Below are 25,306 nucleotides of genomic sequence, written 5' to 3' on the forward strand. Positions count from 1 at the left end.
GTGACGGCGTCCGTCGCCAGATCCGATTCGCTATCGCATTATCCGATTTATGAAATCTGCGCGGCGGTTATCTCGTCCGATCTCGACCGTCCGACATGGCGGTCCACGCGCAGGTGATCGGCTGATGCCAGTCGCGCCCAGCTTGCTGGAGCGGCTCGCGTTCCGCGCGAATCTCGCGCCGCCGGCGATCCTCGACGTTCACGGCGCGGCGTCGCTGCACGCGCTCGCGCTCGCCGACGACCTCGGCGTGTTCGGCGCCCTCGACGAGCCGCGCCCGTTGGCGGCGACGGCGGACGCTTTCGGGTGCGACGCGGAGGGCCTGCGAAGCCTGCTCGACGCGCCCGTCGCCGTCGGCTACCTCGGTCGCTCGGGCGACGAGTACTGGCGGACGCGGACGACCGACCGGTGGCTCACGCCCGACGCCGTGAACCGCTCGCTCGGCGACGCCGGACTGGCCACGGTCGAGACGGCTTCCTTCCGTCGCGCACCCGGCGTTCGGCTCCTGCTGGCCGAGCGACCGTACCGTGCCCACGCGCGTCGGCCGTAGAACGGAGGAGCCGTTCGAGCGAAGCGCTTGCGGGCGATTCTGCCGGCTTTGGTTGGCAAGACTTACCACCGCGCACGGGCGAGGACAGAGCATGAGTTCGGTTCCCGAGCGCTCGGAGATCGACGAGGAGTACAAATGGAGCATCGACTCCATCTACGCGGACGACGAGGAGTGGGAGGCGGCCTACGAGGAGGTAGAGGAACGGCTCGACGACCTCCGCGCGTACGAGGGCCGCGCCGCCGAGAGCGCGGCGACCCTTCGCGACCTGCTCGCCACGTACGAGGAGGTGTTCCGCGAGGTGGCGAAGGTGACCTCCTACGCGCGACTGCGCTCGAACGAGGACACCCGCGATCAGGAGTATCAGGCGATGTCCTCGAAGGCGCAGGCGCTGTCGGCGGAGGCGTCCAGCGCGTCGAGCTACCTCGAACCCGAACTGCAGGAACTGGACTGGAGCGACGTGGAGGAGCTGATCGACGAGGAGCCCGCGCTCGCGGAGTACGAGCAGTACCTCGACGACGTGCTGCGGATGAAGCCGCACACACGCTCGGCCGAGGTCGAGGAACTGCTCGCCGACCTGAGCGAGGTCACCGGCGCCGCCGGCGAGGCGTACTCGATGCTGTCGAACGCCGATATGATGTTCCCGACCGTCGAGGACCCCGACGGCGACGACATCGAGATTTCCCAGGGGAACTTTACCACCCTCCTTCAGAAGCCGGACCGCGAGTTCCGTCAGCGCGTCCACGAGGCGTTCTACGGCGAGTGGGAGACGGTCCGAAACACCGTCGGCACGACGCTCGCCAAGAGCGTGAAGAAGGACGTGAAGCTGGCCGAGGCGCGCGACTACGACACCGCCCGTGAGGCGGCGCTCGACGGCCCGAACGTCCCGGTCGAAGTGTACGACACGCTCGTCGACACCGTCCGCGACAACCTCGACTCGCTGGGCCGGCACGCCGACCTGAAGCGGAAGGCACTCGACGTGGACACGCTGGAGATGTGGGACCTGTACATGTCGCTGACGGGCGACGAGGGCCCTGACATCAGCTACGAGGAGGCCAAGGAGCACGTGGTCGAGGCGGTCGCGCCGCTGGGCAAGGAGTACCAGCGGCGGATGGCCGAGGGGCTGGAGTCGCGCTGGGTCGATGTGTACGAGAACCGCGGGAAGCGCTCGGGTGCCTACTCGGCGGGGACGTACGACACCCAGCCGTTCATCATGATGAACTACCAGGACGACGTGTCCTCGATGTACACGCTGGCTCACGAACTGGGCCACTCGCTGCACTCCGAGCTGGCGAAGGAGGCCCAGCCGTGGCAGTACGCCGACTACGAGATCTTCGTCGCCGAGGTCGCCTCCACGGTCAACGAGACGCTGCTCACGAAGCACCTGCTCGAGAACGCCGAGGACGACGAACTCCGGATCCACGCGCTCGACCAGTACCTCGAACGCTTCCGCTCGACCCTCTTCCGCCAGACGATGTTCGCGGCGTTCGAGCAGGCGATCCACGAGCACGACGAGGCCGGCAAGCCGCTCACCCCCGACGTCTTCGACGAGCTGTACGGCGACCTGAAGGCGGAGTTCTACGCCCACACCGACGCGACCGTCGACGACCACATCCGCCGCGAGTGGATGCGCATCCCGCACTTCTACTACAACTTCTACGTCTACCAGTACTCGACGGGCATCTCGGCGGCCGCCGCCATCGTCGACCGGATCGAGAGCGAGGGCGAGGTCGCCGCCGGGGAGTACCGCACGGCGCTGCGCGCGGGCGGCTCGGAGTACCCGATCGACGTGCTCGACATCGCCGGGATCGACATGACCGACAGCGAGCCGATCGAGTCGGCCATCGGCGTGTACGACGACTACCTCGACGAGGCCGAGGCGCTGCTGGAGTTGTAAGCCGCCGCCGTACCCGACCCGCCGCCGGCGCCGCAGCTCGATCGCGCCGTGCTGCGGGCGCCGATCTCCGGCGGAGGCGAACGCTCCCGCCACCCAAAGCCCCTTTACGGGCGGTACCTAAGCACGGGCGAGAAATGTCTCGGAGTCCGTCCCTCCCCGACCGGCCACGCCTCGATCTGGATCCCGACATGAACGAGGCCGAACGGCTGGAGGCGCTTCGCAAGCACTTCGAGCGGATCGTCCAGGTCAACGACGAACTAGACGACCGCCTCGAGGAAGCCCAGGGCCGCCGCGCCGACCTCCGTGAGGAAGTCGACGAGCTCAAGCGCCGCAACGAGGCGCTGAAGACGGCGTCGCTGTACATCGCGACCGTCGAGGAGCTCACCGACGACGGCGCAGTGATCAAACAGCACGGCAACAACCAGGAGGTGCTCACCGACCTCTCGCCACAGCTCGAAGACGAGTTGGAGGCGGGCGACCGCGTCGCCATCAACGACTCCTTCAGCGTGCAGACGGTGCTCGACGACGAGACCGACGCCCGCGCGCAGGCGATGGAGGTCGACGCCGATCCCGAGGTCACCTACGACGACATCGGCGGCATCGACGAGCAGGTGCGCGAGGTGCGCGAGGCCGTCGAGGACCCGCTCGTCAACGCCGACGCCTTCCGCGAGGTCGGCATCACGCCGCCGAGCGGCGTGCTGCTGCACGGCCCGCCGGGCACGGGGAAGACGATGCTCGCGAAGGCCGTCGCCAACGAGACTGACGCCACCTTCATCAAAATGGCCGGCTCCGAGCTGGTCCGGAAGTTCATCGGCGAGGGGGCGCGCCTCGTGCGCGACCTGTTCGACCTCGCGGGCGAGCGCGAGCCGGCGGTCATCTTCATCGACGAGATCGACGCCGTCGCCGCCAAGCGCACGGACTCGAAGACCTCCGGCGACGCCGAGGTCCAGCGCACGATGATGCAGCTCCTGAGCGAGATGGACGGCTTCGACGACCGCGGCGAGGTGCGGATCATCGCGGCGACGAACCGATTCGACATGCTCGACGAGGCTATCCTCCGCCCGGGCCGCTTCGACCGCCTCATCGAGGTGCCCAAGCCCGGGCCCGAGGGTCGCGAGCGCATCCTCGAGATCCACACGGCGGATATGGCGGTCGCCGACGACGTGTCGTTCGCCGACCTCGCCGAGGACCTCGACGACTACTCCGGCGCCGACATCGCCGCACTCACCACCGAGGCTGGGATGTTCGCCATCCGCGACGAGCGGACGACCGTCCGCCGCGCGGACTTCGACGACGCCCGCGAGAAGATCGAGACGAGCAACGAGGGGCCGGTGTTCAACGACGGCGAGTTCGGTCGCTACCAGTACTGACTCGGACTCCGATCCGCGGTCGAGTCTGGCGGTTTTACGCACCGACACGACGACCCGGCAGCGCCGCCGATTGCCGAGGCGGTCGGTTGGTCGCTTCGCTCACTCCCTCACGCCTCGCTTTCGACACCCACTTCTCCGCGACACCACGAGACCGGATATGGATATTCATGTCGCCAATGGCGTCGGCCGGGGGCCGACCGAGTTGGCCGCCTACGACGCCGCGCTCGCCGACGCAGGCGTCGGCGACTTCAACCTCGTCACCGTCTCGTCGGTCGTCCCCGCCGACGCGACCGTCCGCGCCGTCGACACCGCGCCGGACCTCGGCCCCGCGGGAGACCGCCTCACGGTCGTGCAGGCGCAGGCGGCCGCCTCGCCGGAGGACGCCCACGAGACCGACAGCGTCACCGCCTGCCTCGGGTGGGCCACCGGCCCCGGTCCGGGGCTGTTCTACGAGGGCGACGGCAGCGACGCCGCGGCGGTCCGCGAGACCGTGACGACCGGCCTCGACGCCGGTCGCGACCTGCGCGACTGGACGTTCGAGACCGAACGGACGCGCTGTGCGACCGTCGAGACGGACGACTCGGCGTACGTCTCCGCGGTCGTCGTCGCCGCCTACGGCAAGAGCGAACCGATCGTGTGATCCCCGGCGGTGCCTGCCCCGGCACCGCTCGTCCGGCCGCCGCGGTAGTGTGGTCATCCGACAGGTCGCCGACGCCTTTTTACGCGGACCGCGCATATTACCGCCGACCCTAATGAACGGCAACAACCCCTATGCGGGGGCGCCTGGCGTCGTCGAGGCGGGCCGTCCCGAGGAGGTCGACCTCACCACCGACCAGAAGGACGCGCTCCGACAGGCGGTCGCCACCATCGTCACGCGAACCGAGTCGTATCTCCCCGACGGCTACGCCGTCGGCTCCGAACTCTCCTACGGCGCGAACGGACCGCAGGCGACCGTCGCGGTCCAGCCGCCGATCGGTCACGCCGTCAGCGCGGGCTTCTCGCCGGACCTGGAAGACATCGAGGCGGGCCTCGACGACGAGGACCGCGAGGAGGTCGCCCGGGGCCTCGCCGCCAGCGCGGCCGACCAGGTCATGTCCGCCGTCGGCGACGACCTCGAACCGACCGCGCGATAGCCGCGCGCGCACCGCTCGTCTCCGCGCTGGCTGCCGCCCGCGTTCTCGAGAGCGCGGTCGCCGACCCCGCGGTCGTGCGCCGCTTGTTCTCTCCGCGGATTCGCTCCGATTCGTACTGCAGTCTTCGGATTTCTCCTGTCGCCGGTATATAATGAAACCGCGTGAGATAGCTTCGGATCGGAGAAGACGCTTCGCGCCGATCCGGTCGGCACGTCGTCCCCGCGGTCAGGCACCGCGTCCGCCCATCGGCGGTTCGACGAACAGCCCGTAGCCGACGAGCAGCGCCGCCAGCAGCGAGCCGAGACCCGTTCCGACTGACGGCGGCAGCGCCAGTCGCGTGCCCGCGACGGCGCCCGCGACGAGCAGGGCCGGCACGACCGCGAGCAACAGGTCGTACTTCGACGGCGATAGGAGGCGGGCGGGGTCGGCCCCGGAAACGAGATCGTTGCTGGAAGGGTCTCGGACATTCATCTACTCTCACCACCGTAGCGATTCTCCTCGGTCCGTAAAATCTGTTACGGATGAAATAATACGACGATATTTCGTGTGGGAGCTGCGTGTGATTCATCTGGCCGTCGAGTGACCACGAAGTCACGTCGACCGACTCAACCGGCGGTGTCGCGGGGTCCGAGCGCCGCGCTACTTCCCCCAGAAGGGATCCGTCTTCCGGCGCTTCTCCAGGTACGCCTTCAGCGCCTCGATCTCGTCGGCGCGGATCTCCGAGGCCAACTCCTGTTCGAGAATCTTCGCGTGCTTCTCGGGCAGTTCGATCCACAGCTCATCGCCCTCCTCGATCTGGCGGCCGACGGTCGGACCGTCGATGGCGACGGAGACGCGCTCGCCCGCCTGTGCGGTATCCACGTCGTCGCCCTGGTGCTGGATCCCCGAGAGGGTGCCGACGCGGTTCGGCTCGCTGCCCTCGAACTTCGCGACCGATCGGTTGTTCTGGACGGTTCCCGAGACGATCTCGACGCCGACGACTGCGGGGTCGTTCTGGCGGAAGGTGTGGTCCTGGAGGATGCGGAAGCGCGCGGGCTTGGTGATCTTGTCGAGCACCGTCTCCTGCTGGGCGCGCTCCAGCTCCTCGACGTACGCCTCGTACTCCTCGACGAGCTGGTAGATCACGTCGTCGTCGAACAGGCGCACGTCGGTGTGTTCGATCGCCTCCTCGGCGTCGGGGAGCACGTCGACGTTGAACCCGAGGATGACCTTGTGGACGTCCTCCTTGGCGGTCTGGGCGACCGTCACGTCGCGCGGGGCCACGTCGCCGACCTCCGCGCGGAGGATCGGGATCTCCGCCTCGTCGAGGGCGTTCGCCATCGCCTCGAGGCTCCCGAGCGTGTCGGCCTTCACGACGACGCCGTCCTCGGCGGTGTCGACCTCGATCTTGGCGAGCTCCTCGCGTACCTCCTGCGTGACCGTCTCCAGCGCCGCTTCGTCGTCGCCGCGGACGACGCGGATCGGCGCGCCCGACATCGCGTCGTCGAGGTCCGGGGCCGCGATCTTCACACCCGCGGCCGCGCGGACCTCTTCGACGCGCTCGAACTGCTTCTCGGCGCGGATCTCGGCGTTCGGGCGCGGCTGGAGTAGCGCGCGCACCTCCGTCACGATCGGCTCGTCGCGCCCGCCGACGACGACGGTGTCGCCCTCGCGGACGACACCGTCGTACAGCACCACGTCCAGCGTCGCGCCGAAGCCCTGCTCGTCTTTCACCTCCAGCACCGTCCCGACGCCGGGGCCGGTCACGTCGACGGACATTTCTTCTTTCATGTAGCGCTGGGATAGGCCCATGAGGACGGTGAGCAGGTCGGGGATCCCCTCGCCGGTCATCGCCGAGAGGGGGACGACGCCGATGTTGGACTGGAAGTCTTGCACGCGCCAGTAGAAGTCCGCCGAGAACCCCTCATCCGAGAGGTCGCCGATGAGCTCGTAGAGGTTCTCGTTGAGGCGGGAGGTCGCGCGCTCGGACTGCTGCTCCAGCGACTGCTGGATCGGCTGACCCTCCTGCGGGTTCCACCCCGGCGTCGTGTCGACCTTGTTGGCGGCGACGACGAACGGCGTGCCGGTGCGCTTGAGGATGTTGATCGCCTCTTCGGTCTGCGGCTGGAAGCCGTCGTTCACGTCGACGACCAGCACCGCGATGTCGGCGAGCGCGCCGCCGCGCGAGCGCAGCGTCGAGAAGGAGTGGTGGCCGGGCGTGTCGATGAACAGCAGCCCCGGCAGGTCGAAGTCGGTCGGGTCGACGAGCGCGCCCGCCATCTCGGAGATGGTCGACAGCGGCACGGCGGTCGCGCCGATGTGCTGGGTGATGGCGCCCGCCTCCCCCTCCTGGACGGCGGAGCCGCGGATGCGGTCGAGCAGCGTCGTCTTCCCGTGGTCGACGTGGCCAAGCACCGCGACGATGGGCGTGCGGAGCGAGCCGGCGTCGAGCGTCCCCTCGGAGTCGGCGTCGGAATTCGTGTCTGACATGGCTGAGATCCTCCCTGCGGCGAAGAACGGGTCTTGTCAGTAGTGGCAGGTGGCGTGAGGTAAGGGCTTCGACTCCCGCCACGGCCCGCTCGCGGCGGTGACGTTGAGCGCTCCGATCCTCGCCGCTGTCGTCGGGTTTCTCTCGCCGGGCACATCCCGCCCCGTGCGGCGTGTCCGCCCCGCGTCGGACGCCAGCGTGGCGTTTATGCCCGTTGCGTCAGTGAGCGCAGGTATGGCAGACATCCTCGCCGAGAACCTCTCGGGGAAGGCCGTCATGGGCTCGGACGGCACCGAGCTGGGCATGCTGTACAACATCACGATGGACCTGAAGACGGGCTCGCTGTCGGACCTGCTCGTCACGCCGAACGAGGAACTCTCGCCGGCGCAGGTGCCGTTCGACCGCGATGAGTCGGGGCGCTTCCACGTCCCGGTCGCGGACGTGCAGGCGGTGAAAGACTACATTGTCGTTCGCACGTAATGGAAGTCCTCGATTCGTCCGCGTTCATCCACGGCTACGACAGCGACGACCGGACCGCCTCCATCCCCGCGGTCCAGGCCGAACTCACCGGCGAGACCGCCCTCCGGTTCGACGCCGAGGAGGGCGCCGGGATGCACATCCATGTCCCGGGCGAGGGCGCTATCGACCGCGTCCGCAACGCCGCCGAGGAGACTGGCGACCTCGCGGAGCTGTCCGACACCGACCTCCGACTGCTCGCGGCGGCGTTCGAACTCGACGCGACGCTCGTCACCGACGACTACGCGATGCAGAACGTCGCCGAGCGCATGGACGTTCGCGTCCGCGTCATCGCCCGCGAGGGCATCGCCGAGGAGCGCGACTGGCAGTTTCAGTGTGCCGGCTGCGGCCGCACCTTCGACGAGAACCGCGACCGCTGTCCGATCTGCGGGAGCGATCTGACCCGTAAGAACCCCGCGTAGTCGACACACGGGCCTGCGCTTTCCGTCCTCTCCGATTCCCGACGCCCGCCAGCGATCGCCGGTCGACCGACCGGTCGGCTACCCGCCGGTCACTTCGAGGTACTGCAGCACGTACTGGACGGCGTTGTACGCGCCGTGGACCGCGATCGGGACGACGATGTTGTCCGTGTACTCGTACAGGGCGCCGAGCCCGATCCCCAGCGTCGCGGCGACGACGACGTACACCGTCTTCTCCGCCGGTGTCCCGATCCCAGCGACGTAGTGCAGCAGGCCGAACAGTAGCGACGCGCCGCCGACGGCGCCGGCCGGCCCGAGCGCCCGCCGCAACTCCCCTTGGATGACGCCCCGAAAGAGCAGTTCCTCGCCGACGGCGACCGTGAGAAACGACAGCGGGATCATCGCGAGGAAGTACCCCGGCGGGTTCGTGAGCGCCTGGTTGGTGCTCGGCGACAGCCCCGCGGCGGCGAACGCGAGCAGGATCCCGTAGCCGGCGACGACGAGACCGATCGAGCCGCCGAGGGCGATCGCGGCGTCGCGGGCCGTCGGTCGCCGGACCCGCAGCACGTCGAGGTCGCCGGCGTACGCCAGGAACAGCAGCGCCGCGCCGGCGTAGGCGACGGCCGTGCCGACGGTCGCGAACACGCTTGTCGCCGCCGACTCCGACCCGAACCCCAGCGCCACGGCCGCGGACTCGAACGCCGGCACGAGCGCGCTGACGGCGACGACGGCCGCGATGACGGCCAAAAGCGCCTGCGCCGTCCGGATCGCGACCGCGCGGGCTTCGATCCGCCCGCCCGGGGGCCCGAGTTCCGTCGCCACGTCACTCCACCTCCAACCGGCGCTTCTCGCTCACGGCGTCGGCCTCGGCGAAGTCGCCGCCGCCGAGCAGCCCGCGGGCTGCCTTCTTCCCCCACTCGACGGCGGGCTGCGTGAACGTCGAGACGCCCGCCAGCTCGCCGTAGAGGACGCAGGCGGCCTCCATCCCGTACAGCAGTTCGCCGATCCCTCGCTCGTCGACGCGATCGATCTCGATCCGGACGTTCTCGCGGCCGGCGGCCGCGAGGCTCGCCTCGGTCGCGCGGAACTCCGCGTCCAGCAGTTCCCCCAGCGACGAGCCGCCGAGGTACGACAGTCCCTCCAGATCCGTCTCCGGGATGGGGGTGTCGGCGGACCCGCGGGGGCGAACGAGGGTGACGAGCTTGTCCGCGGGGCCGGCGCGGTACAGCTGGAGCTGGCTGTGCTGGTCGGTCGCGCCCAGCGCCCGCGCCGGCGTCTGCCCGCCGCCGTCCTTCCCGAGCGACTCGGCCCACAGCTGGGCGAACCACTCGGCGAACCGCTCCAGCGACTCGGCGTACGGCATCACCGCGTTCGTCGCCGCGCCGCGCTCGGCCAGCGCGTACGCCGTCGCGCCGTAGGCGTAGGCGGGCGACTCGAACAGCGACCCGGCGAGGCGGTCGGCCTCGGCGGCCGCGCCCGCGAGCAGCTCGTCGAGGTCGACGCCGGCGACCGCGGCCGCGAACAGCCCCACCGTCGACAGCGCGGAGAAGCGACCCGGGACGCCCTCGGGCACGTCGAGCGCGGGGAGGTCGTGCTCGTCGGCCATCGCCCGGAGGTTCCCTTCCCCGCCGGTCGTCACCACGGTCCGCTCGGTCCAGTCGACGCCAGCCGACTCCATCGCCCGGCGGACGACGAGGAAGTTCGAGAGCGTCTCCGCGGTCGTCCCCGACCGCGAGACGACATTGACGACGGTGTTCGAGAGGGCCACGTCGTCGAGCGTCGCCCGGACCCACGCGGGGTCGACGTTGTCGAGGTAGCGGCAGTCGACGCCCGAGCCGAGCGCGTCGGTGAGCGTCGCGGCGCCCAGCGCGCTCCCGCCGATGCCGACGGTGAGGAGGTGGTCCGGGTCGAAGCCGGACGCCGCCCGCCGGATCGGCTCCGGGTCGCATGTCTCGGGGAGGTTCAACGCGGCGTAGCCGTGTTCGGCCTCGGCGCGCCCGCGCTCGATGCGTTCGTGGGCGTCGCCGACGCGGTCGTCCAGGGCGTCGAGGTCCGCGCGCGCGAGTCCGAGGTCGCCGTCGAGGGCGTTTCCGATGTCGACGTTCATGCCCGAGACGCCGTCCGCCGCCGGCAAAACCCTGCCGTCCGCGCGGCGCCGCGACCGACCGCCCGTCGCGGTCGCCGGCCGCGACGACCTGCCAGCGCCGTCACGCCGCCGGACGCGAGGCTTAACCCCCTCCCGGCCCAACGGCGGGCGATGACCGACGGCGACGACGGCTACGGCGGCGTGTTCGGGGCGTTCCCGTACGCGTTTCGTGCGACGGACTCGTTGCTTTGTAAGTCATACGTCGCGCTCGGCGGGCTCGCCGCGCTGCTGCTCACGCTGCTGTTCGGGCTCGCGCTGGTGACGCTGTTCGGTGCGACGGCGCAGGCGCGCTTCTCGATCGTCCGCGCGTTCTACGTACTGGTCGGCCTCGGCGCCGTCGGCCCGACGATCGTGCCGGTCCTCCTTGTCGCCCGGTCGCGCCGCCGCAAGCAGTCCCGAAAACCGGGATACGAGGCCGGCCTCGCGCTGGCTGGCTACGCGTTTCTCGCCTCGCTGTATGCGGGCGCAGTCGTCGGCGCCGAGGCCACGCCGCTCCCGCCGGTGGCGGGCCTCGCGTTCCCCCTCACCGGCGGCCTGCTGATCGTCGCCGCGCACTACGTCCGCCGATAGCGATCCCCGCCGTCGCCGATAGCGATCCCCGCCGTCGAACCCCGACGCCGCCGATCGCCCAAGCGACACGGGGAAAAGCCTCGCTCTCGTACTCCGATCCATGACCGACCGCGACTCCGACGGACCCGAGATGGACGCCATCCGCGACGCGCTCGCGCAGGCCGCCGGCGACGCCGGCCCCGCGGACGCCGCGGACGGCGAGACGGACGGCACGTTCCTCGTCACCCACGCAGACGACGGCTCGGCGGTGCTCCGCGACGCCGCCTCGGGGCAGGTGCACACGCTCTCGTCGAACCCCGGCGTCGCCGAGGGTGAGGCGGTCGAGGGGGTCGTCGCTCCGGACCCGCCGATGAACGTCTCCTGGCAGCTCGTCGAGGTCCGCGAGCGTCGCCAGATCGCCGTCGAGGAGAGCGAGGAGCCCCCGACTCAGCACTCGCTCGACCTCGCGGCCGACCAGCCAGTCGGCGAGCTCACCCGGACCGAGCGCGCCGGCACCGGCGAGATCCACGTCATCTCCGTCCCCGAGGACGACACCGACCAGGCCGTCGCCGACGTGCTCGACGACGCCGAGACCAGCCGGACCCGCGCGGCCCGCCTCGGCGTGAACCGGGTCGAGATCCGCTCGGCCCCCGGCGTCGTCGTGGTGCGGTACATGCCCTGAAACGGCGCTCATACGACGTTTCGGCGTGAACCTCCGATCCGACCCGGCTCCAGCTCCGACGCGGATAAACTGCTTGACGCGATATCGAATCCACTGCACTGAAAGTTGAGACTACACCGGGTTTAGCGGGGCTGTGATGCGTGGTTTCGACCGAATCGATAAGTAGAGACCGCTTCAGAACCCTCTCTAAACGACTCTTCTTTTGAAGTTCCTACCATATGGGCGATTTTCCGCAACTTTTGGTAGCGTTGCCACTCAGACAACGCTCTAACACGAGTAGAGAACCGTACTACCCAATTCCTGTCTCCTTCTTCAACAGCGTAAGCGTATTATCGGCAGTCACCATCGGTGCGTGTTCGTACTCACCCGTCAACTCGACTTGGACGAGTAGATCGACCGCTCGCCAAATCGAGTACAACAAACAGGCGAACGCGAAGTAGAAGAACCGCAACCCGAAATCCGTAGACGTCGTCGCAGCCATGAATCGCTTAATCGACCGATAGCCACTCTCAATCTCCCACCGATGGCCGTACTCACTGAGAAAGCCGCCACCTCGGTTCGACATGAACACCGAGTACTGCCGGTGATCGTCGTGTTCAGAGTTCTCTTTGCGTCGGTAGATCAGCGTCGTCTCGTGCCACTCGTTCTTCCCGAGATGGAGCTTCCGGTCGGTCTCGTACCGATCTTGATCGCGCTGGAGCAATCGTTTTGCCTGGGCTTTCTCGCTCGTCTGCATCCGCTTCGGCACGACGTAGGAAAGCCCCCGCTGGCTGATCATCTCCAGGACGTGCTGGCTATCGAACTCTCGGTCCATCAGCACGTTATCGACGTGAACCATCTCCTCGGCAGAATCCAAGAGGTCCTCGACAATTTCTAAGCGGGGCTCACCCTTCCGAACTGGCCGCGCGTCTAGAACGATCGGAACGGCATTCCCGACTAACTGGACTGTCGCCCACTGGTAGGCGTATTCGTCGTTCTTCTGCTTCGTTCCGATGATCTCATCCTCGTAGCCAGTTCTATCGCCTGTGAAGGGGTCAGCTTCGGTAATGTCGATCGCGACGATTCCGGCTCGAAAGAACTGCTCTGTCTCGGCAACTTCGTTTAGGAGACGAGTGATGGCCTGCCGGTACATCTCTCGCACTTGATCAACCGAGAGGTCCCGGATCTGTTCCCGATGGGCGTGGCCCAGCGGTGTCCGATCCCGACTCGATTCGTAGACAAAACTGCGAGCCCCTTCGTTCGCAGCCAGCCGCTCGCGAAGTCCAAGATACGTCTGTAAGTCCCAGTAGGCGTTCTCGTGTATCTCACAGCCCTCGCCACGTTCCAGCGAAAACGCTGGGAACACGATGCGGCTGACGTGTCCGGTGATCTTTTTTTTTTTTCCTGCTCCAACGTAGTTTGATCATTCGGGTCTGACTCACCAGACTCGTTCCCGTGGTATCGGAGCTTTCGTGCCGGCTCACGCGGAACCGCGACACCTGCATTCTGTGCTTTGATGAGAATCGTTCGAGCCGCTGTCTCGACAGTCTCTCGGAGGTCAGGGGTGAACCGCTCGTGCCAGCTTCGCCACAGTGTCGATTGGTACGGGATCGTCTCGAACCCCAGTTTATCGCGGAGTTCAGGGCGGTTCCTGAGGTAGCCAACGAGTGCGGTTTCGTGCTCCCACCCGTGGCATTCTTGCAGAACGAACACCCGGAAGAGAGTGGCCATCTGGTAGCGTGTCGACCCCGCATACTGATCATGGGCGCTAAATCGAAAGTAGGCTAGCGGGAGTGCACAGACAAACTCCTCGATAGAGTCGTGACTATCGTGATCGAACCACGTCTCCGAGACTGTCCGGATATCTGATTCCAGTCCAGCGAGCGACGTTCGATCGTACAGTGGTGTCGAATTGTACGCCGGCCACTCACTATATTGTCGTTGGGCGATCCGTCGAAACACAGTCCGACAGGACTGACTGGTGTAGGGCATCAGTCTATAGAAAGTAGAACGAACTCAAAACGCGTGTTATATTTAATTAAACGGGGGGGTGGGGTGGGTGTGCCTCTGACGCTTCGCTGGATACCAGTTTGAGAGGTATCCGGTTCGATTATTATTGAGGAAGAACATAATTCTGAACCCAATAGATGTACCTGATCAATATTGTCAACGTCTAAGTATTGGCCTTACTATCTATAATCCGGCTTTGAGGGGTGAACGGGGCTATGTATAGTGTAACTCGTGGATTGTCTCTGCTAATAGGTGCCAATACTCTATCCAGTTTTAATCCGTGAATTTCCGCAGGGTTAAGCCATCCTCCTATACCGTTTATAAAGTGAGGGTTTGGAGCTTCATTGCAGAAATTAAAGCAGAGAAAGCAGCATAGCAAATGATATAATTAACACAATTGAAACATATAATAATACGCCGACAAACTCGATCAATCTCATATCCAAATGAGTACCATATTATGAAGCGACACAGCGCTCCATACGACCAAAGCTGAAAGGTATGCTACATTGCTCCACAGATCGATATTATGTCTCGATTGTCCGACCCAGGGAAGCAGGTATTCACCAAGAAAGAATAATAACACTAGTGACACCGACGAGAGAAAGAATAGGCCGGGGATGATTCCGAGAGTCTCAACAATAAGTACGACAATCGGATTGGCTTCTCGCAGTCCGATGCTTAGCCCATAGTACGTGAGACTCGCATCTATAGCTCGTACGAAGACCAATCCGATGAGCAGTGGATATTTATTTTCTGCGAGTACTTCGATACTGCTGCTGGTAGCACAATTAGTGGATGCCACGGCTCCTCGCACCATATCAGAACTGCTCTACAGGTTGGGATCCGATACGCTGGTCTCTGACCAGCATATCGATCTGATAATCTGTCTCGAGACGCTGGAGTGTCGTATCAGCTTCTTCCTCCAACTCTCGTATTCTCTGGAGGAGATCGCCGTATCGGTCGTCCTTTTCTAGCTCTGTCTTGTCGAGGTTCGCTTCTAACGTGGCTTTCCTCGCGGTGAGTGAGAGAAGCTCTGTGAGTGAATCTTCGTATGTTAGAACCAGCTCCGCAGCTTCCACAGCTCGAAGAAGCTTCGTCCGGTCGATTGGTTTGAGAAGATAGTCATCCACATCGATGGAAGCTAGGTCTTCCGTTGGCTGAACAGCTGTTACCATGATCACCTGCTGGGCATCGCCGCCTTCACGAATTGATTGTAGCACCTCCGTGCCAGAGAGGCCCGGCATTCGACGATCTAAAAGGACAATATCAATCGGTTCCTCAGCGAAGATTTCCAGTGCATCTTCCCCGGAATAGGCCACATGAACCTCGAACTGCTCCTGTAGCCAAATGCCAAACAAGTCAGCGAGATTCTCTTCGTCTTCGACGATCAGAACGGTACTGGAATGGGTCATCTATTCTCACTCACGCATCTCGTTCGACGATGACACGCACCGTTGATGCGTACATGACCGTCACAAGTGCGTCCTGAAAGAGAAACTCCACAGAGGGCATATGACTGGTCTCCTCGACTGTACGAGTTTTGAACAAGCCATCTAATTTGTCTGCATCAACAAATTCGAACACCGGAGGTGATCTACTGAGTTCCGGCCAGTCTTCGACAGCTTCCATAAGTGTCTCAATGACCGCATCCGAAACACGGACAGGTCTATCAAATTCACGCACTATTTGGGAATCTGTACTCCATCCCGTAGGTTCAGACTCTCGGTGCGGAGAGTTTTGGGCCATAAAGAATACATCTATTCTACAATCAAACGTCTTCTACCCTCTAATATCGGGTTGCCAAATTTGATGCCTATATGGAAAGGCCCACTATTTGGAGCCAGTTTTCCGAATGTCGATAAGCAGGACAGCCCGAGTACTGTAGAACGTGATACTGAGGCAGGTCACGGCTCGGTTGAATCCTGATAGAGAGTCGTCAGCAGATTAGACTCAGCAGCTCGAAGATGTTGGTTGAACGTTGACTGTGCGATATCGAGAGTCTTGGCAATCGACGTCGAATCGGCATCCCGCGGCCAATTAAAATACCCTGCGTAGAGCGCCGTCTGTAAGACTTCTTCTTGCCGGGCGGTAAGAGCTCCATCAAGACGTGCTGAGAGAGAGGTATTAGTTTCTCCTCGCTCACTATCCAGTTTGGATAACAGGGTGAGATCGCTGTAGTCTTCCCGGAGTGAACTCAGATATTCCCCGACGTCGACGGTGAATGGCACGGTTACTGAAACCACGATCTCATTGGACTCGGAAGCGTTTGTGATTTGATTTATCGCAACTCCTTGGTCGGTCAGTTTCTCGCAAAAGCTGCTGTTCCGCACCGGGACTTTACAGTAGATACCATTTCGAGAGTCGCTCAAAATGACCGTCTCTGGATCGAAACCAGCGGCTTCGAACGCCTCGGGGGTCACGTTTTCACCGGTCACTCGCGCGAACAGGAGGTGATCTGGACTCTCAGTCACTACATTCAACACTTCGAGATCCGTCTCCATATCCGAAACAAGAGTTGCAAGGCCAGTATCGTCCTCGAACTGGATTTCGAGAATTGTGCCCCCACCGGATAGAAGCGCCGCCTTTTGCCGGAGTGCTGATATCCCGTGACCTATTATTTGACCGAGCTCTGTGAGGGCTGTCACCTCTTCTTCAGCGAAGGCGTTTGGCAGTTTGGAGTGGACTTCTAATACGCCAAGGATCGAAGCCTCGCTCTGTAGTGGTACAGCCACAATCGAGTTGGTGCCATTTTTCAGTGCGTCTTGTTCCCACTCCGTTTCGGAGCGAGCGGTCATTAAGTCGTTCTCCACGACCGAATGTTCAATCTTGTATGCCCGTTCAGCAGGTGGCAATTTAGAGTGATTCCGTTGGGTATTGTCATCTGCTGGAGTGTCGTTCGCCCCCACTTTTTGATATTGGAGCGACTCCGTTTTGGCTCTGACCTCGATCGTATTCGTATTAATATCTTTTTTACCGATCCACGCCCCGCTAATCAGATTCAGATGAGCTAAAGCATTACAGACCTCTTGCTCCAGTTCTTCTCGTGTATTTGCACTGATAACCGTGGCACTTATCGACCGTATCAGTGTGTTGATGCGATCCAGTCGTGTCAGCCGTTCGTTTTGCTCGTTTAATCGCTGGTCACGTTCCCGAAGGGCCGCCTCTTGGGCTGTTCGTTCGAATGCGCTTGCTGCGTTCGCTGCTAACGTCTTTGCCAATTTGTTCTTTCTCGAGGGAATCTCTGGCGTCGTGGTCATACCCACCAACAGAACCCCCTCTGATTCTAGTGAGTAGAGTCGCCACGACGAGAACTCCTCTGCCAACCACTGGCTCGACTGGGTATCTGTAACGTCTTCGTCTTCGGGACACAACTGTTCTGTTCGGGTCACGTAGGCTGTCCAGACTGGTGTGTCTCCTTCAGAGATGGAAGGAAGTTCGATTTCAGTAATATCCTCCGTGGATGCGTGTGCGAGTGGGATCAAGCGTCCCGTGTGCTCTTCTCGTGTATATATCGCAGCAAACTCGAATCCGAGTTCCCCGACTGCGGCAGTTGTCACGGTCTCGCCGATGCTACGTTCCGAGTCCGCTGTCATTAGATCGCGAGAAACCGCATGCAGATCCTCAAGCTGTTGTTCATACGCGTACCTCTCAGTAATATTGTGGTAGTGTTCAATCCGCCCACCGGCATAAAGACCAGTTTCGATCGGTCCGCTCCAGTACTCCAACCACTGCTGCTCTTTCGAAGCCGTTTCAGGGATACGGACGACGGCTTCGACTTCGGAATTCATATTCTCTAGAGAATGAGTTACGAGGTCAGACAGTGTTTGCTCACCTGAGAGATATTCCTTGTACGATTCAGAAGCAATGCGACTGTAGTCAGCCCCTTGGATATCGTCTCTGTCAACTCCGAGTAATTCTTCCGTAGTTTCGTTTGCCCACACCACCAGTCCGTCGCGATCTACTACAACGATCCCTTCCTCTGATGTGTCCAGGACGTCTTCAGTGAGGGACTGGTACTGCTGCTGTTCCCTGCGCTCTGCTGCTGTTCGTTGCAGGCACTCAATAGCCACTCGAAAATCCCTGTCTGGCAGGTTCTGGAGGTACCGTTCGACTTTATCCTCGAGTTCTGTGATTTGGTCCGTGAGTGCCTGGTATTTCGGGCTCGTTTCGAGGGTATCTGGGTCCATGACCGCTTCCAAGGTCGATTGGCGTTCTATCAGCGAGAACAGCTCTTGCAGATCTTCGTTGTACTCGGCTCGAGTAAGCATCTGGGAGATAACGTCTTCGAGGTCGTCAGCTTCAACGGGCTTTTCGAGATACGCATCGAATCCCATTTTGACGATATCGAAGTCCGGTGTCACCGCAGAGACGATAACCACCTGGCAGTTCGACTCATATTGTCTGAGTCGCGTAAGAACCTCTCCGCCGGATAACCCAGGCATCATCCGATCCAGAAGGACGATATCGACAGTCGCATCAAACGCTTCTAAGGCTTCTTCGCCAGAGTACGCGGTTTCGACAACATAACGGTCTGCGAGCCACTCTGCATACAGCTCAGCCAAACTCTGGTCATCCTCGACGACCAGGATTTTTGTGTTTCCGTTTTGGGTCATAGTTTACGACACGATGCCCGGTTTTTCTGAGTCCTCTCGAGCCGGTTGGGTGGGGACTTCCAGTCTGATCTCACTCCCATCGCCCGAGGTGTCGACTGAAATCGATCCCCCAGCACGAGTCACCAGTGCCCGCACCATCCACAATCCGAGCCCCTGACCGTGACTTAGCGGTGTTTCTTCGCCAGTTTCGAGGAGATTTTTCTCCATTTCCGGGAGTCCAGGCCCAGTATCGGACACACAAACCTCTACCCACCGTTCATCGGGTTGCGAGACACTGATCTGTACGGATGGATGCTCAGTATCGTTCGCTGTGATGGCGTTCTCAACGAGCTCAGAAATCGCCTTCTCAAGGTCACTCGGTATTTGTGATTCTATATCGTGGTCGGCTGTGATAGTGATATTCGCATTAGCATGCTCGTCTTCTTTTTTGGCTTGAATATCCTCAGCTATTTGCTGAGCACTCTGGTGGGAAGCGAGAGCGCTCTCGCTCGTGAGTATATTCTGGAGCTCTTGGGTCTTGTTTGCCATTCTTTCCCACTTGTCGAGAATGTCTCGGATCGTCGCAGCGCGCTGTTCACGAGTGTCTGTCTCTGTGTCCGACGCAAGCAGATCGACATACCCTCTCAGTTTCGTCAGATCATTTCGGATATTGTGCCGCATAATCCGGTGTAAGACCTGGACGTGTCGCCGACGCTGCTCCTGAGCTGTAACATCTCGTGCCTCGAATACCAGGAAGCTAAGCTCCCCGCGCTGGCTTGAGATCGGCTTGACCGAGAAGTCGAAGCTGGCGAGTCCATCAACGCCTTCTGCTTCCACGTTGAACCGAACGAATGAACCCGAAGATGCTTCAGTAACTGCTTGTCTGATTTGAGTTTGCACTTCAGACGAATGCGCGAACAGAGGACACTCCCAGAGTGGTGTGCCTCTGCTCTCTTCGACACCTGTGCCGCCGAACTCCGTGAGGGGGTCGTTTAGCTCGAGGATTTCACCACTCTGGGTCAGCAGTCCCGTCAATTGGAACGTTTGATTGAATACGGATTCGAATTTTTTCGTCTGTTCTCTTATATTACTGATGTCACGTATATATAACAGAAACCCACCAACTGCTTCATCGTCAAAGAGATTCCGTCCACGTGCCTCTACAGTAATCCACTCCTCATCCGCATCCATTGCTTGGAACTCTAGCTGAACGCTTGAATCGGAATCCTCCACGGCGGCGAAAAACGCTTCCATTACACGTTCCCGATCCTCAGGATGGATAATATCAAAGACACTCTCTTGATTTAGCTGAGTTGGATCATATCCAAGAACCCGTTCAGCAGAGCCACTAAGATAGGTGAAACACCCGTCGCGATCTAAGATAGACACGACGTCGACTGATTCCTCAACGAACCGCTCTGTTCTACGCCGCTGTTGACGCTGGTTAGTAAGATCTCTGATGACCATCCCGTATCCCAGGAACACTCCATCTTCAGTTTGAAGCGGGACGTATGAGACTTCTGCAGGAAACGACGATCCATCCTGACGGACTCGCTGTCCTTCGTGAGTACTTTCTCCTGCGAGTGATGCCTGTTTTAGTAACCGATCAGCAATCCCACGTTTTTGATCCTGTTCAGGGTGTAACTCTGCTGCTGGCATACCAATTGCAGCTTCTTCGTCATATCCAAAGATGTCGGCTGCTCCATCGTTCCAGCTGTCGATCTGTCCATCGTCATCGAGAAGTACAAAGGCGTATTCCTCGAGACTTTCCGAGAGGATATCGAATCGCTTCCGCTCCTGTTGAATCTGCCGAATCCGTCGTTTTTGATCCGTTATGTCCGTGGCAATCGCGACAAGTCTCTCTCCAGTTTCGTCATCGGGTATCAGAACAGCATCTGTGTGTATCCATCGCGTTTGTTCGTTGGCATCAATAACTCTGAAATCCGCAGACAAGTCGTTGGTCTCGCCGACTTGTTCTAGTGACTCACGAACACGGTCCCGATCTTCCGGCGCGACGATCTGTACGAACTCTTCATAATTGTCCGGATCATGGCCAAGTAAATCGACAAGCGTGTCGTCGAATGATATCTGATCCGTCTCAAGACTCCACTCTGCAATACCAGTGTCCGTTCCAGAAAGAACCAATTCGAGTTTCCGGTTCTGTTCTGCCAGGCTCCGAGTCCGTTGCCTCCGACCTGTTACGTCCTGCTGTATGCCAATAAACTTCGAAAGCGTCCCATCTACATCAGTGACTGGCGTGACGGACAATCGATTCCAGTATTCACTCCCGTCTTTTCGGTAGTTTTTCAATTCTACTGTCACCGGTTCACCGGCCGCAATCGCCTCTCGGAGCTTCGATATTTCGTCTGGGTCTGTCTCGGGTCCCTGGAGGAAACGTGGATTACGACCCAACGCGTCGTCCTCTTCGTAGCCAGTAATGTCGGTAAATCCTTTATTTACGTACTCGATTGGGTTGCCTTCTCGCTGTGGGTCGGTGATCATAACCCCAACATTCGAGGAGTCAATCGCTTGCTCCTTGAGTTCGAGTTCACGTTCCCGTTGCTGTCTTTCAGTTTCATCGCGCACAGTACACACAAGGGGACCATCATCGATGATAGTCAGAGAGATCTCTGCCGGGAACGTCGTTCCGTCTGGTTGGGATCCGGTTACTTTGCCCCGCCAGTGCCCCTCCGACTCAAGAACAGGGAAGGCTTCCGACTCAAGGCGCTCTACCTCATCTTCGTCATAGAGCATCCGCCAAGAGTTCCCGATGAGTTGGTCAGTATCATCGAATCCATACATATCCACGTGTGTCTCGTCGATGTAGGTGTATTCTCCATCTTCGAGGATGGCGAAGCCGTCTTTCGCATCCTCGACAGCTTGTTGGAACGTCTCCAATTCGCGACGGCGCTGCTCGCGGGGCGTGATATCCCGACTGGAAATAACGAGTGATTCGACGCCTGATTCCCCTGTAACCGGACGGATTGTGCCCGTAACGAACCGCATATTACCGTCCCGATCCGGATGTTCCGCCTGGAAACTGACGTACTTGCCAGCAGCCGCTCGTTCGATCCAGCCTTTAAGATCTTCTTGTAGGTCCGAGGAATGCGACCACCAGTCTCCTTCCCAGAACGGTTCCCCCAAGATATCGGATTTGTCGTTCGAAACGTAGTCTAGCGCTGTTTCATTGACCTCAATCGTCTCACCATCAGTTTCTAATAACGCCACCAGCATTTCGGGGTCTTCGAACACCGACTCGAAACGCCGCTCATTCTCCCGAAGTTCCGCTTGACGCCGATATTTTTCAGACACGTCACGGACAACACAGACAATTCGATCGTCTTCCAAGCGTGTCAGCGATAGTTCAGTCGGAAATTCTTCCTTGCCTTCTGGAGAGGCAGTTACAGTGCCTCTCCACTCACCATCAGATCGGAGCGCTGAAAGCGCCTCATCCTCCATTCGCTCGATTTCAACGGGATCAGTATACAAATCACGCCAAGTCTGCCCGAGTAACTCATCTTGGTCCTCGAACCCGTACATTTCGGCATGCGTTTGATCAACGTACGTGTACTCCTCGTTCTCCAAAATAGCAATCCCATCACTCGCGTTCTCGATGGCCGACTTAAATGACTCTGGGCGACGCCGGCGTTCCCGCTGTTCCGTCACATCTCTCGCAACGGTATGCATATAGGCCGCCCCATCGCGCTCGATCCGACGGTTCGAGAACTCGACATCGATTTTACTGTCGTCGCTCCGAAGTAGTTTCGCTTCAGTGGTTGCTGGTTCGCCGGCTAAAATTTGGTCGTGGTAATCCTCATAGGCATGTAAGTCGACCTCTTCGTGAAGATCGGGAATACGCATCGAGAGGAGTTCCTCTCGCGCATAGCCAGTTAACTGGCAAGCAGCCTGATTCACTTGGACGAAATTCGCATCTGAATCACTAATGAAAATGGCATCGTTGGAGCCTTCAAACAACTTATGTGTCCAATCACGCTCAGCCTGTAACTCCTCGAGGTGTCGGATTCGTGAAATTGCAGGTTCGAGATTCGAAGCGACGAGTTTCGCCAGTTCTGCGTCTTTCTGAGTAAAGGCATCGAGTTCAGTAGCTCCGACACTCAAGACGCCGAAATCTGAAATTGGCACAAGAATTTCGCTCCGAATCGGGGTGTCTGAATTATACGTGCCGTCGGCCTCGTGGACATCGTCGAACACTTCCGGACGATTCTGTCTGTACACACGCCCGGCGAGAGAATCAAGTGGAAGGATAGGTGCATCGCCAATCACCTCTTGTGCCTCAGTTGATTCGGCGATTGGGCGGAGTTCGTTTCCCTCTTCATCGTACTCCCAGATCGCCGAAAGAGGCGCATCAAAATTGAGATTCAACATTCGGACCGCAACGACAGAGACGTCCTCGATAGAACCAGCTTGATTCAGTTCCGAAGACAACTCGAGAAGTCCTGCGGGGGTATGTTCCGTGTACGCGTCTCCATCGCTCATACATCCGATGTTGTTGTTCCGCTGTATTATGTTTTCGCTTAGAGAACCATTTCATATCGGCCCCAATAGAATTGGTTCGATAAATATAGGATACAGTTATTCACCCTTGAGAATCAATTGTGGTAACAAGATGTCGACGGAAGCAGTTGCGGTACTCGGGCGGAAATACAGCGTAGATATACTGCGGGCGGCAAGGGAACCGCGATCAGTCAGCTGGCTGAGTCAAGAGCTAGATATTCCGATTGCCACTTGTTACAGACGTGTGAAGGAACTCTCTGAGAATCTGTATTTAGAAGAGGTCACTGCGGACGAAAGCAGGGATAAAACACAGTACTGTCGAACGGCGGATAGTATTGAACTCAACCTTGCATCTGACGTATTACTTAGCGGCTCTCGATCTTGGGAAACTCGAGAAATACCAAGGGATACAATACCGTTAGATTCCGTTACGCTTGATGAGTTCTCCCAAACGATTGATACTGTCGAAGACTACTTCGGGAGTTTGATCGACGATGTTGCTGTTCATGCAGCCATTTCACGCCGGCAACTTGTGGCGGTGCTGGCACGCGCCCAGCTCTCGGGTCGCCAACTCGACATCGAGGGACTGACCGATAACGGCGACATCGTCCACCAGTCGAACGATGAGACACTGTTTTGGCTTGACGATGATTTCTGGACGGAGCTGGGCGGGCTCCACTACTTGAGCCCAGACGAGGGACGAGCAGCCAGAGAAGTTCATCGCCGACTCATCGAGGCGGTCGCCGGAGACGTCGCCGACTACAATCGCGAGCGCGATCCGTTTATTCTCATCACGCAAACTCCTGGGTGTTGATATCGTTTTATTTGCTCCGTTCAATATCCAGTGTCTATTGTGAGCTTCGGCCGCTACCGACCGTAGTATGTCGGACGGAAGAAGTCCTCGGTCGGGTATCATCGTTCTCGCTTCTTGACGGGTTGATTGGCGTTACTTGTGGAAGCGTCGGACTCACTGTTTGAAAAAAGCCCCTCCGTGCGGCTTGACCAAATTCGAGCCGTGTCTCTCGAGAACCGAATCCATTCGGTGGCTGGCAGTCTCGACGACTCGACAATGGCCGAGATCGACGACGCGCTTAAATTAAGTCACGGGTTCGGCTGATCGAGAGATCCTGTACAAAGAAATCAGTGTCAGATCCGTATGCATTGAGACGACCAGTCTCAACTTTTGAAGATAATGACTCCGAGTACGAGACGCGTTCTGCTGGTCGAGGATAACGACAGCGACGCGCAGTTGTACGCGGCAATGTTACAGGAGCTGCAGGCAGACACAGTCGACAATCCGACTGCGACTCCGACGGACGTCGAGCGAGTCACAGCGCTCGAACCCGGGCTTGCAGAACTCGCCGACCGGGAGCAGACCTACGACGCCGTCCTGTTGGACCTGAACCTTCCCGACTCGACGGGGCTGGAAACCGTCGACCGGGTTGTCGACGCCGACTCTGACGTCGCTATCGTCGTTCTCACCAGCGTCGGTGATCAACGCCTCGGTACCGAAGCCGTCGACAAGGGCGCACAGGACTTTCTGATCAAGGACCACGTCACGCCTCGGGTGCTGGCCAAGACCGTTACCTACGCGCAGACACGGAAGGCCCAGACGAAACAAATCGAAAGGCAGCGAAACGAGCTGAGCGTCCTCAACTGGCTCATCCGCCACGAGATCAGAAACGACGCCTCGATCATCCTCGGCTGGGCGAGTGCGCTGGAGGCGGACTCTCCGAGCGAACAGCGCTCACTCGACCGTATCGAAGACGCCAGCAATCACATTGTGACCCTCACCGAGTCCGTCGGAGAGCTAATCAGCACACTCGAAGACGAGCGAACGGAACTCGACGCCGTTCGACTCGGCGCGGTACTGGACGCCGAAGTCACTCGTTTCAGAGAAAACTACGAGTCGGCGTCCGTCTCGCTCACTGGCGGTGTACCAGACGTGTCGGTGAAAGCCAACCAGTTCCTCGGAACAGTGGTACGGAACGTCCTGCTGAACGCCGTCGATCACAACGACACCGATACTCCGAGCATCGAAATCGATATTCACCTCCCAGCCGCTGGTGACACCGATGCCGAAACGACAACGGCCGAGGGGGGTGCCGAGCAGGAGTACGTATGGGTCGACATCGCGGATAACGGCCCAGGCATCCCTGCTGAGACGAAAGCAAGCGTGACGGAGAAAGCGTATTCGGGCGATGCAGACGGAACAGGAATCGGGTTGTATCTTGTAAACAAGTTTATGCAACAGTACGAGGGTGAGATTCGAATCGAGGACAACTCGCCCCGTGGGACGGTCGTCAAGCTCGGATTTATTCCGGCTGCTTGATCCAAGCAGCGCGCTGTGTGAATGCTTACAGCCGACTCGGCGCGATGCCCCCGGCTAAAAAATATGCTGGACTGATACTGTCGGCTATCGTCGCATGACGGATTTCGACACCCCGGGGTATGGAAAATCGTCACGTAGGTATAGCCGACAGT

At 60.4% G+C, this 25,306-nt stretch carries 20 protein-coding genes and 2 pseudogenes; 12 read left to right on the forward strand and 10 right to left on the reverse strand.

Annotated features, from left to right (window positions below):
* Positions 1 to 124: 124 nt before the first annotated feature.
* The 5 genes from BUE16_RS04015 (at position 125) to BUE16_RS04035 (ending at position 4,944) form a co-directional block, all read left to right on the forward strand.
* Positions 125 to 547 (forward strand): methyltransferase dimerization domain-containing protein, encoded by a 423-nt coding sequence (locus tag BUE16_RS04015; protein WP_073307152.1) that lies wholly within the window; start codon positions 125 to 127, stop codon positions 545 to 547.
* 91 nt (positions 548 to 638) lie between these two features.
* Positions 639 to 2,441, forward strand: a complete 1,803-nt coding sequence (gene pepF, locus BUE16_RS04020; RefSeq protein WP_073307153.1) for an oligoendopeptidase F — start codon at positions 639 to 641, stop codon at positions 2,439 to 2,441.
* 134 nt (positions 2,442 to 2,575) lie between these two features.
* Entirely contained in the window at positions 2,576 to 3,811 is a 1,236-nt protein-coding gene (gene pan2 / locus BUE16_RS04025; RefSeq protein WP_073307154.1) for a proteasome-activating nucleotidase Pan2, read from the forward strand.
* Between the two features lie 157 nt (positions 3,812 to 3,968).
* Positions 3,969 to 4,451 (forward strand): pyruvoyl-dependent arginine decarboxylase, encoded by a 483-nt coding sequence (locus BUE16_RS04030; protein WP_073307155.1) that lies wholly within the window; start codon positions 3,969 to 3,971, stop codon positions 4,449 to 4,451.
* A gap of 112 nt (positions 4,452 to 4,563) precedes the next feature.
* Positions 4,564 to 4,944 (forward strand): DUF5811 family protein, encoded by a 381-nt coding sequence (locus BUE16_RS04035; RefSeq protein ID WP_073307156.1) that lies wholly within the window; start codon positions 4,564 to 4,566, stop codon positions 4,942 to 4,944.
* Between the two features lie 225 nt (positions 4,945 to 5,169).
* Here BUE16_RS04035 and BUE16_RS04040 read toward each other — a convergent pair whose 3' ends face one another.
* Together BUE16_RS04040 and infB are read right to left on the reverse strand one after the other, a co-directional pair.
* The gene (locus BUE16_RS04040) at positions 5,170 to 5,415 is read right to left on the reverse strand and encodes a hypothetical protein (protein ID WP_073307157.1); all 246 of its coding nucleotides are present in this window, start codon (positions 5,413 to 5,415) and stop codon (positions 5,170 to 5,172) included.
* A 168-nt stretch (positions 5,416 to 5,583) separates the two neighbouring features.
* Positions 5,584 to 7,413, reverse strand: coding sequence for a translation initiation factor IF-2 (gene infB, locus BUE16_RS04045; RefSeq protein WP_073307158.1), 1,830 nt, complete (start codon positions 7,411 to 7,413; stop codon positions 5,584 to 5,586).
* A 232-nt stretch (positions 7,414 to 7,645) separates the two neighbouring features.
* Between infB and BUE16_RS04050 the strand changes: the two genes are divergently transcribed.
* Together BUE16_RS04050 and BUE16_RS04055 are read left to right on the forward strand one after the other, a co-directional pair.
* The gene (locus BUE16_RS04050) at positions 7,646 to 7,891 is read left to right on the forward strand and encodes a PRC-barrel domain-containing protein (protein ID WP_073307159.1); all 246 of its coding nucleotides are present in this window, start codon (positions 7,646 to 7,648) and stop codon (positions 7,889 to 7,891) included.
* Entirely contained in the window at positions 7,891 to 8,349 is a 459-nt protein-coding gene (locus BUE16_RS04055) for an NOB1 family endonuclease (RefSeq protein ID WP_073307160.1), read from the forward strand. Before BUE16_RS04050 ends, BUE16_RS04055 begins: the two co-directional genes overlap by 1 nt.
* A gap of 78 nt (positions 8,350 to 8,427) precedes the next feature.
* Here BUE16_RS04055 and BUE16_RS04060 read toward each other — a convergent pair whose 3' ends face one another.
* Both BUE16_RS04060 and BUE16_RS04065 read right to left on the reverse strand, forming a co-directional pair.
* On the reverse strand, positions 8,428 to 9,168 hold the full coding sequence (locus tag BUE16_RS04060) for a CPBP family intramembrane glutamic endopeptidase (protein WP_079991483.1): 741 nt from the start codon (positions 9,166 to 9,168) through the stop codon (positions 8,428 to 8,430).
* 1 nt (position 9,169) lies between these two features.
* Positions 9,170 to 10,453 carry a glucose-6-phosphate isomerase gene (locus BUE16_RS04065; protein ID WP_073307161.1) on the reverse strand — a complete coding sequence of 428 codons (1,284 nt, stop codon included), beginning with the start codon at positions 10,451 to 10,453 and terminating at the stop codon, positions 9,170 to 9,172.
* A gap of 150 nt (positions 10,454 to 10,603) precedes the next feature.
* Here BUE16_RS04065 and BUE16_RS04070 point away from each other — a divergent pair, with 150 nt between their 5' ends.
* A complete protein-coding gene (locus BUE16_RS04070) occupies positions 10,604 to 11,062 on the forward strand; it encodes a hypothetical protein (RefSeq protein WP_073307162.1) in 459 nt (152 codons plus the stop codon).
* 130 nt (positions 11,063 to 11,192) lie between these two features.
* Positions 11,193 to 11,723 carry a DUF5812 family protein gene (locus tag BUE16_RS04075; RefSeq protein ID WP_200778382.1) on the forward strand — a complete coding sequence of 177 codons (531 nt, stop codon included), beginning with the start codon at positions 11,193 to 11,195 and terminating at the stop codon, positions 11,721 to 11,723.
* Between the two features lie 289 nt (positions 11,724 to 12,012).
* Here BUE16_RS04075 and BUE16_RS17110 read toward each other — a convergent pair.
* The 6 genes and pseudogenes from BUE16_RS17110 to BUE16_RS04095 all read right to left on the reverse strand — a co-directional run bounded on the left by BUE16_RS17110 (position 12,013) and on the right by BUE16_RS04095 (position 22,804).
* Positions 12,013 to 13,694: pseudogene (locus tag BUE16_RS17110) on the reverse strand (transposase).
* Between the two features lie 454 nt (positions 13,695 to 14,148).
* Complete coding sequence (locus BUE16_RS17460; RefSeq protein ID WP_369333759.1) at positions 14,149 to 14,532, reverse strand: DUF5658 family protein; 384 nt, start codon at positions 14,530 to 14,532, stop codon at positions 14,149 to 14,151.
* A gap of 1 nt (position 14,533) precedes the next feature.
* Positions 14,534 to 15,127, reverse strand: coding sequence for a response regulator (locus BUE16_RS04085; protein ID WP_073307163.1), 594 nt, complete (start codon positions 15,125 to 15,127; stop codon positions 14,534 to 14,536).
* Positions 15,128 to 15,137: 10 nt separating this feature from the next.
* On the reverse strand, positions 15,138 to 15,461 hold the full coding sequence (locus tag BUE16_RS17465; RefSeq protein ID WP_159435718.1) for a HalOD1 output domain-containing protein: 324 nt from the start codon (positions 15,459 to 15,461) through the stop codon (positions 15,138 to 15,140).
* Between the two features lie 158 nt (positions 15,462 to 15,619).
* The gene (locus BUE16_RS04090) at positions 15,620 to 18,328 is read right to left on the reverse strand and encodes a response regulator (protein WP_073307164.1); all 2,709 of its coding nucleotides are present in this window, start codon (positions 18,326 to 18,328) and stop codon (positions 15,620 to 15,622) included.
* Positions 18,329 to 18,331: 3 nt separating this feature from the next.
* On the reverse strand, positions 18,332 to 22,804 hold the full coding sequence (locus BUE16_RS04095; RefSeq protein ID WP_079991484.1) for a PAS domain S-box protein: 4,473 nt from the start codon (positions 22,802 to 22,804) through the stop codon (positions 18,332 to 18,334).
* 430 nt (positions 22,805 to 23,234) lie between these two features.
* On the opposite strand from BUE16_RS04095, the gene BUE16_RS17470 reads away from it, so the two are divergent.
* The 3 genes and pseudogenes from BUE16_RS17470 (at position 23,235) to BUE16_RS04110 (ending at position 25,154) form a co-directional block, all read left to right on the forward strand.
* On the forward strand, positions 23,235 to 23,636 hold the full coding sequence (locus BUE16_RS17470; protein ID WP_073307622.1) for a hypothetical protein: 402 nt from the start codon (positions 23,235 to 23,237) through the stop codon (positions 23,634 to 23,636).
* 132 nt (positions 23,637 to 23,768) lie between these two features.
* A pseudogene (locus tag BUE16_RS04105) lies at positions 23,769 to 23,939 on the forward strand (type II toxin-antitoxin system PemK/MazF family toxin); the annotation flags it as partial.
* Between the two features lie 75 nt (positions 23,940 to 24,014).
* Positions 24,015 to 25,154: an ATP-binding response regulator gene (locus BUE16_RS04110; protein ID WP_073307166.1), complete on the forward strand. Its 1,140-nt coding sequence runs from the start codon at positions 24,015 to 24,017 to the stop codon at positions 25,152 to 25,154.
* Positions 25,155 to 25,306: the final 152 nt, after the last annotated feature.

Source organism: Halobaculum gomorrense (assembly GCF_900129775.1).
Lineage (GTDB): Archaea > Halobacteriota > Halobacteria > Halobacteriales > Haloferacaceae > Halobaculum > Halobaculum gomorrense.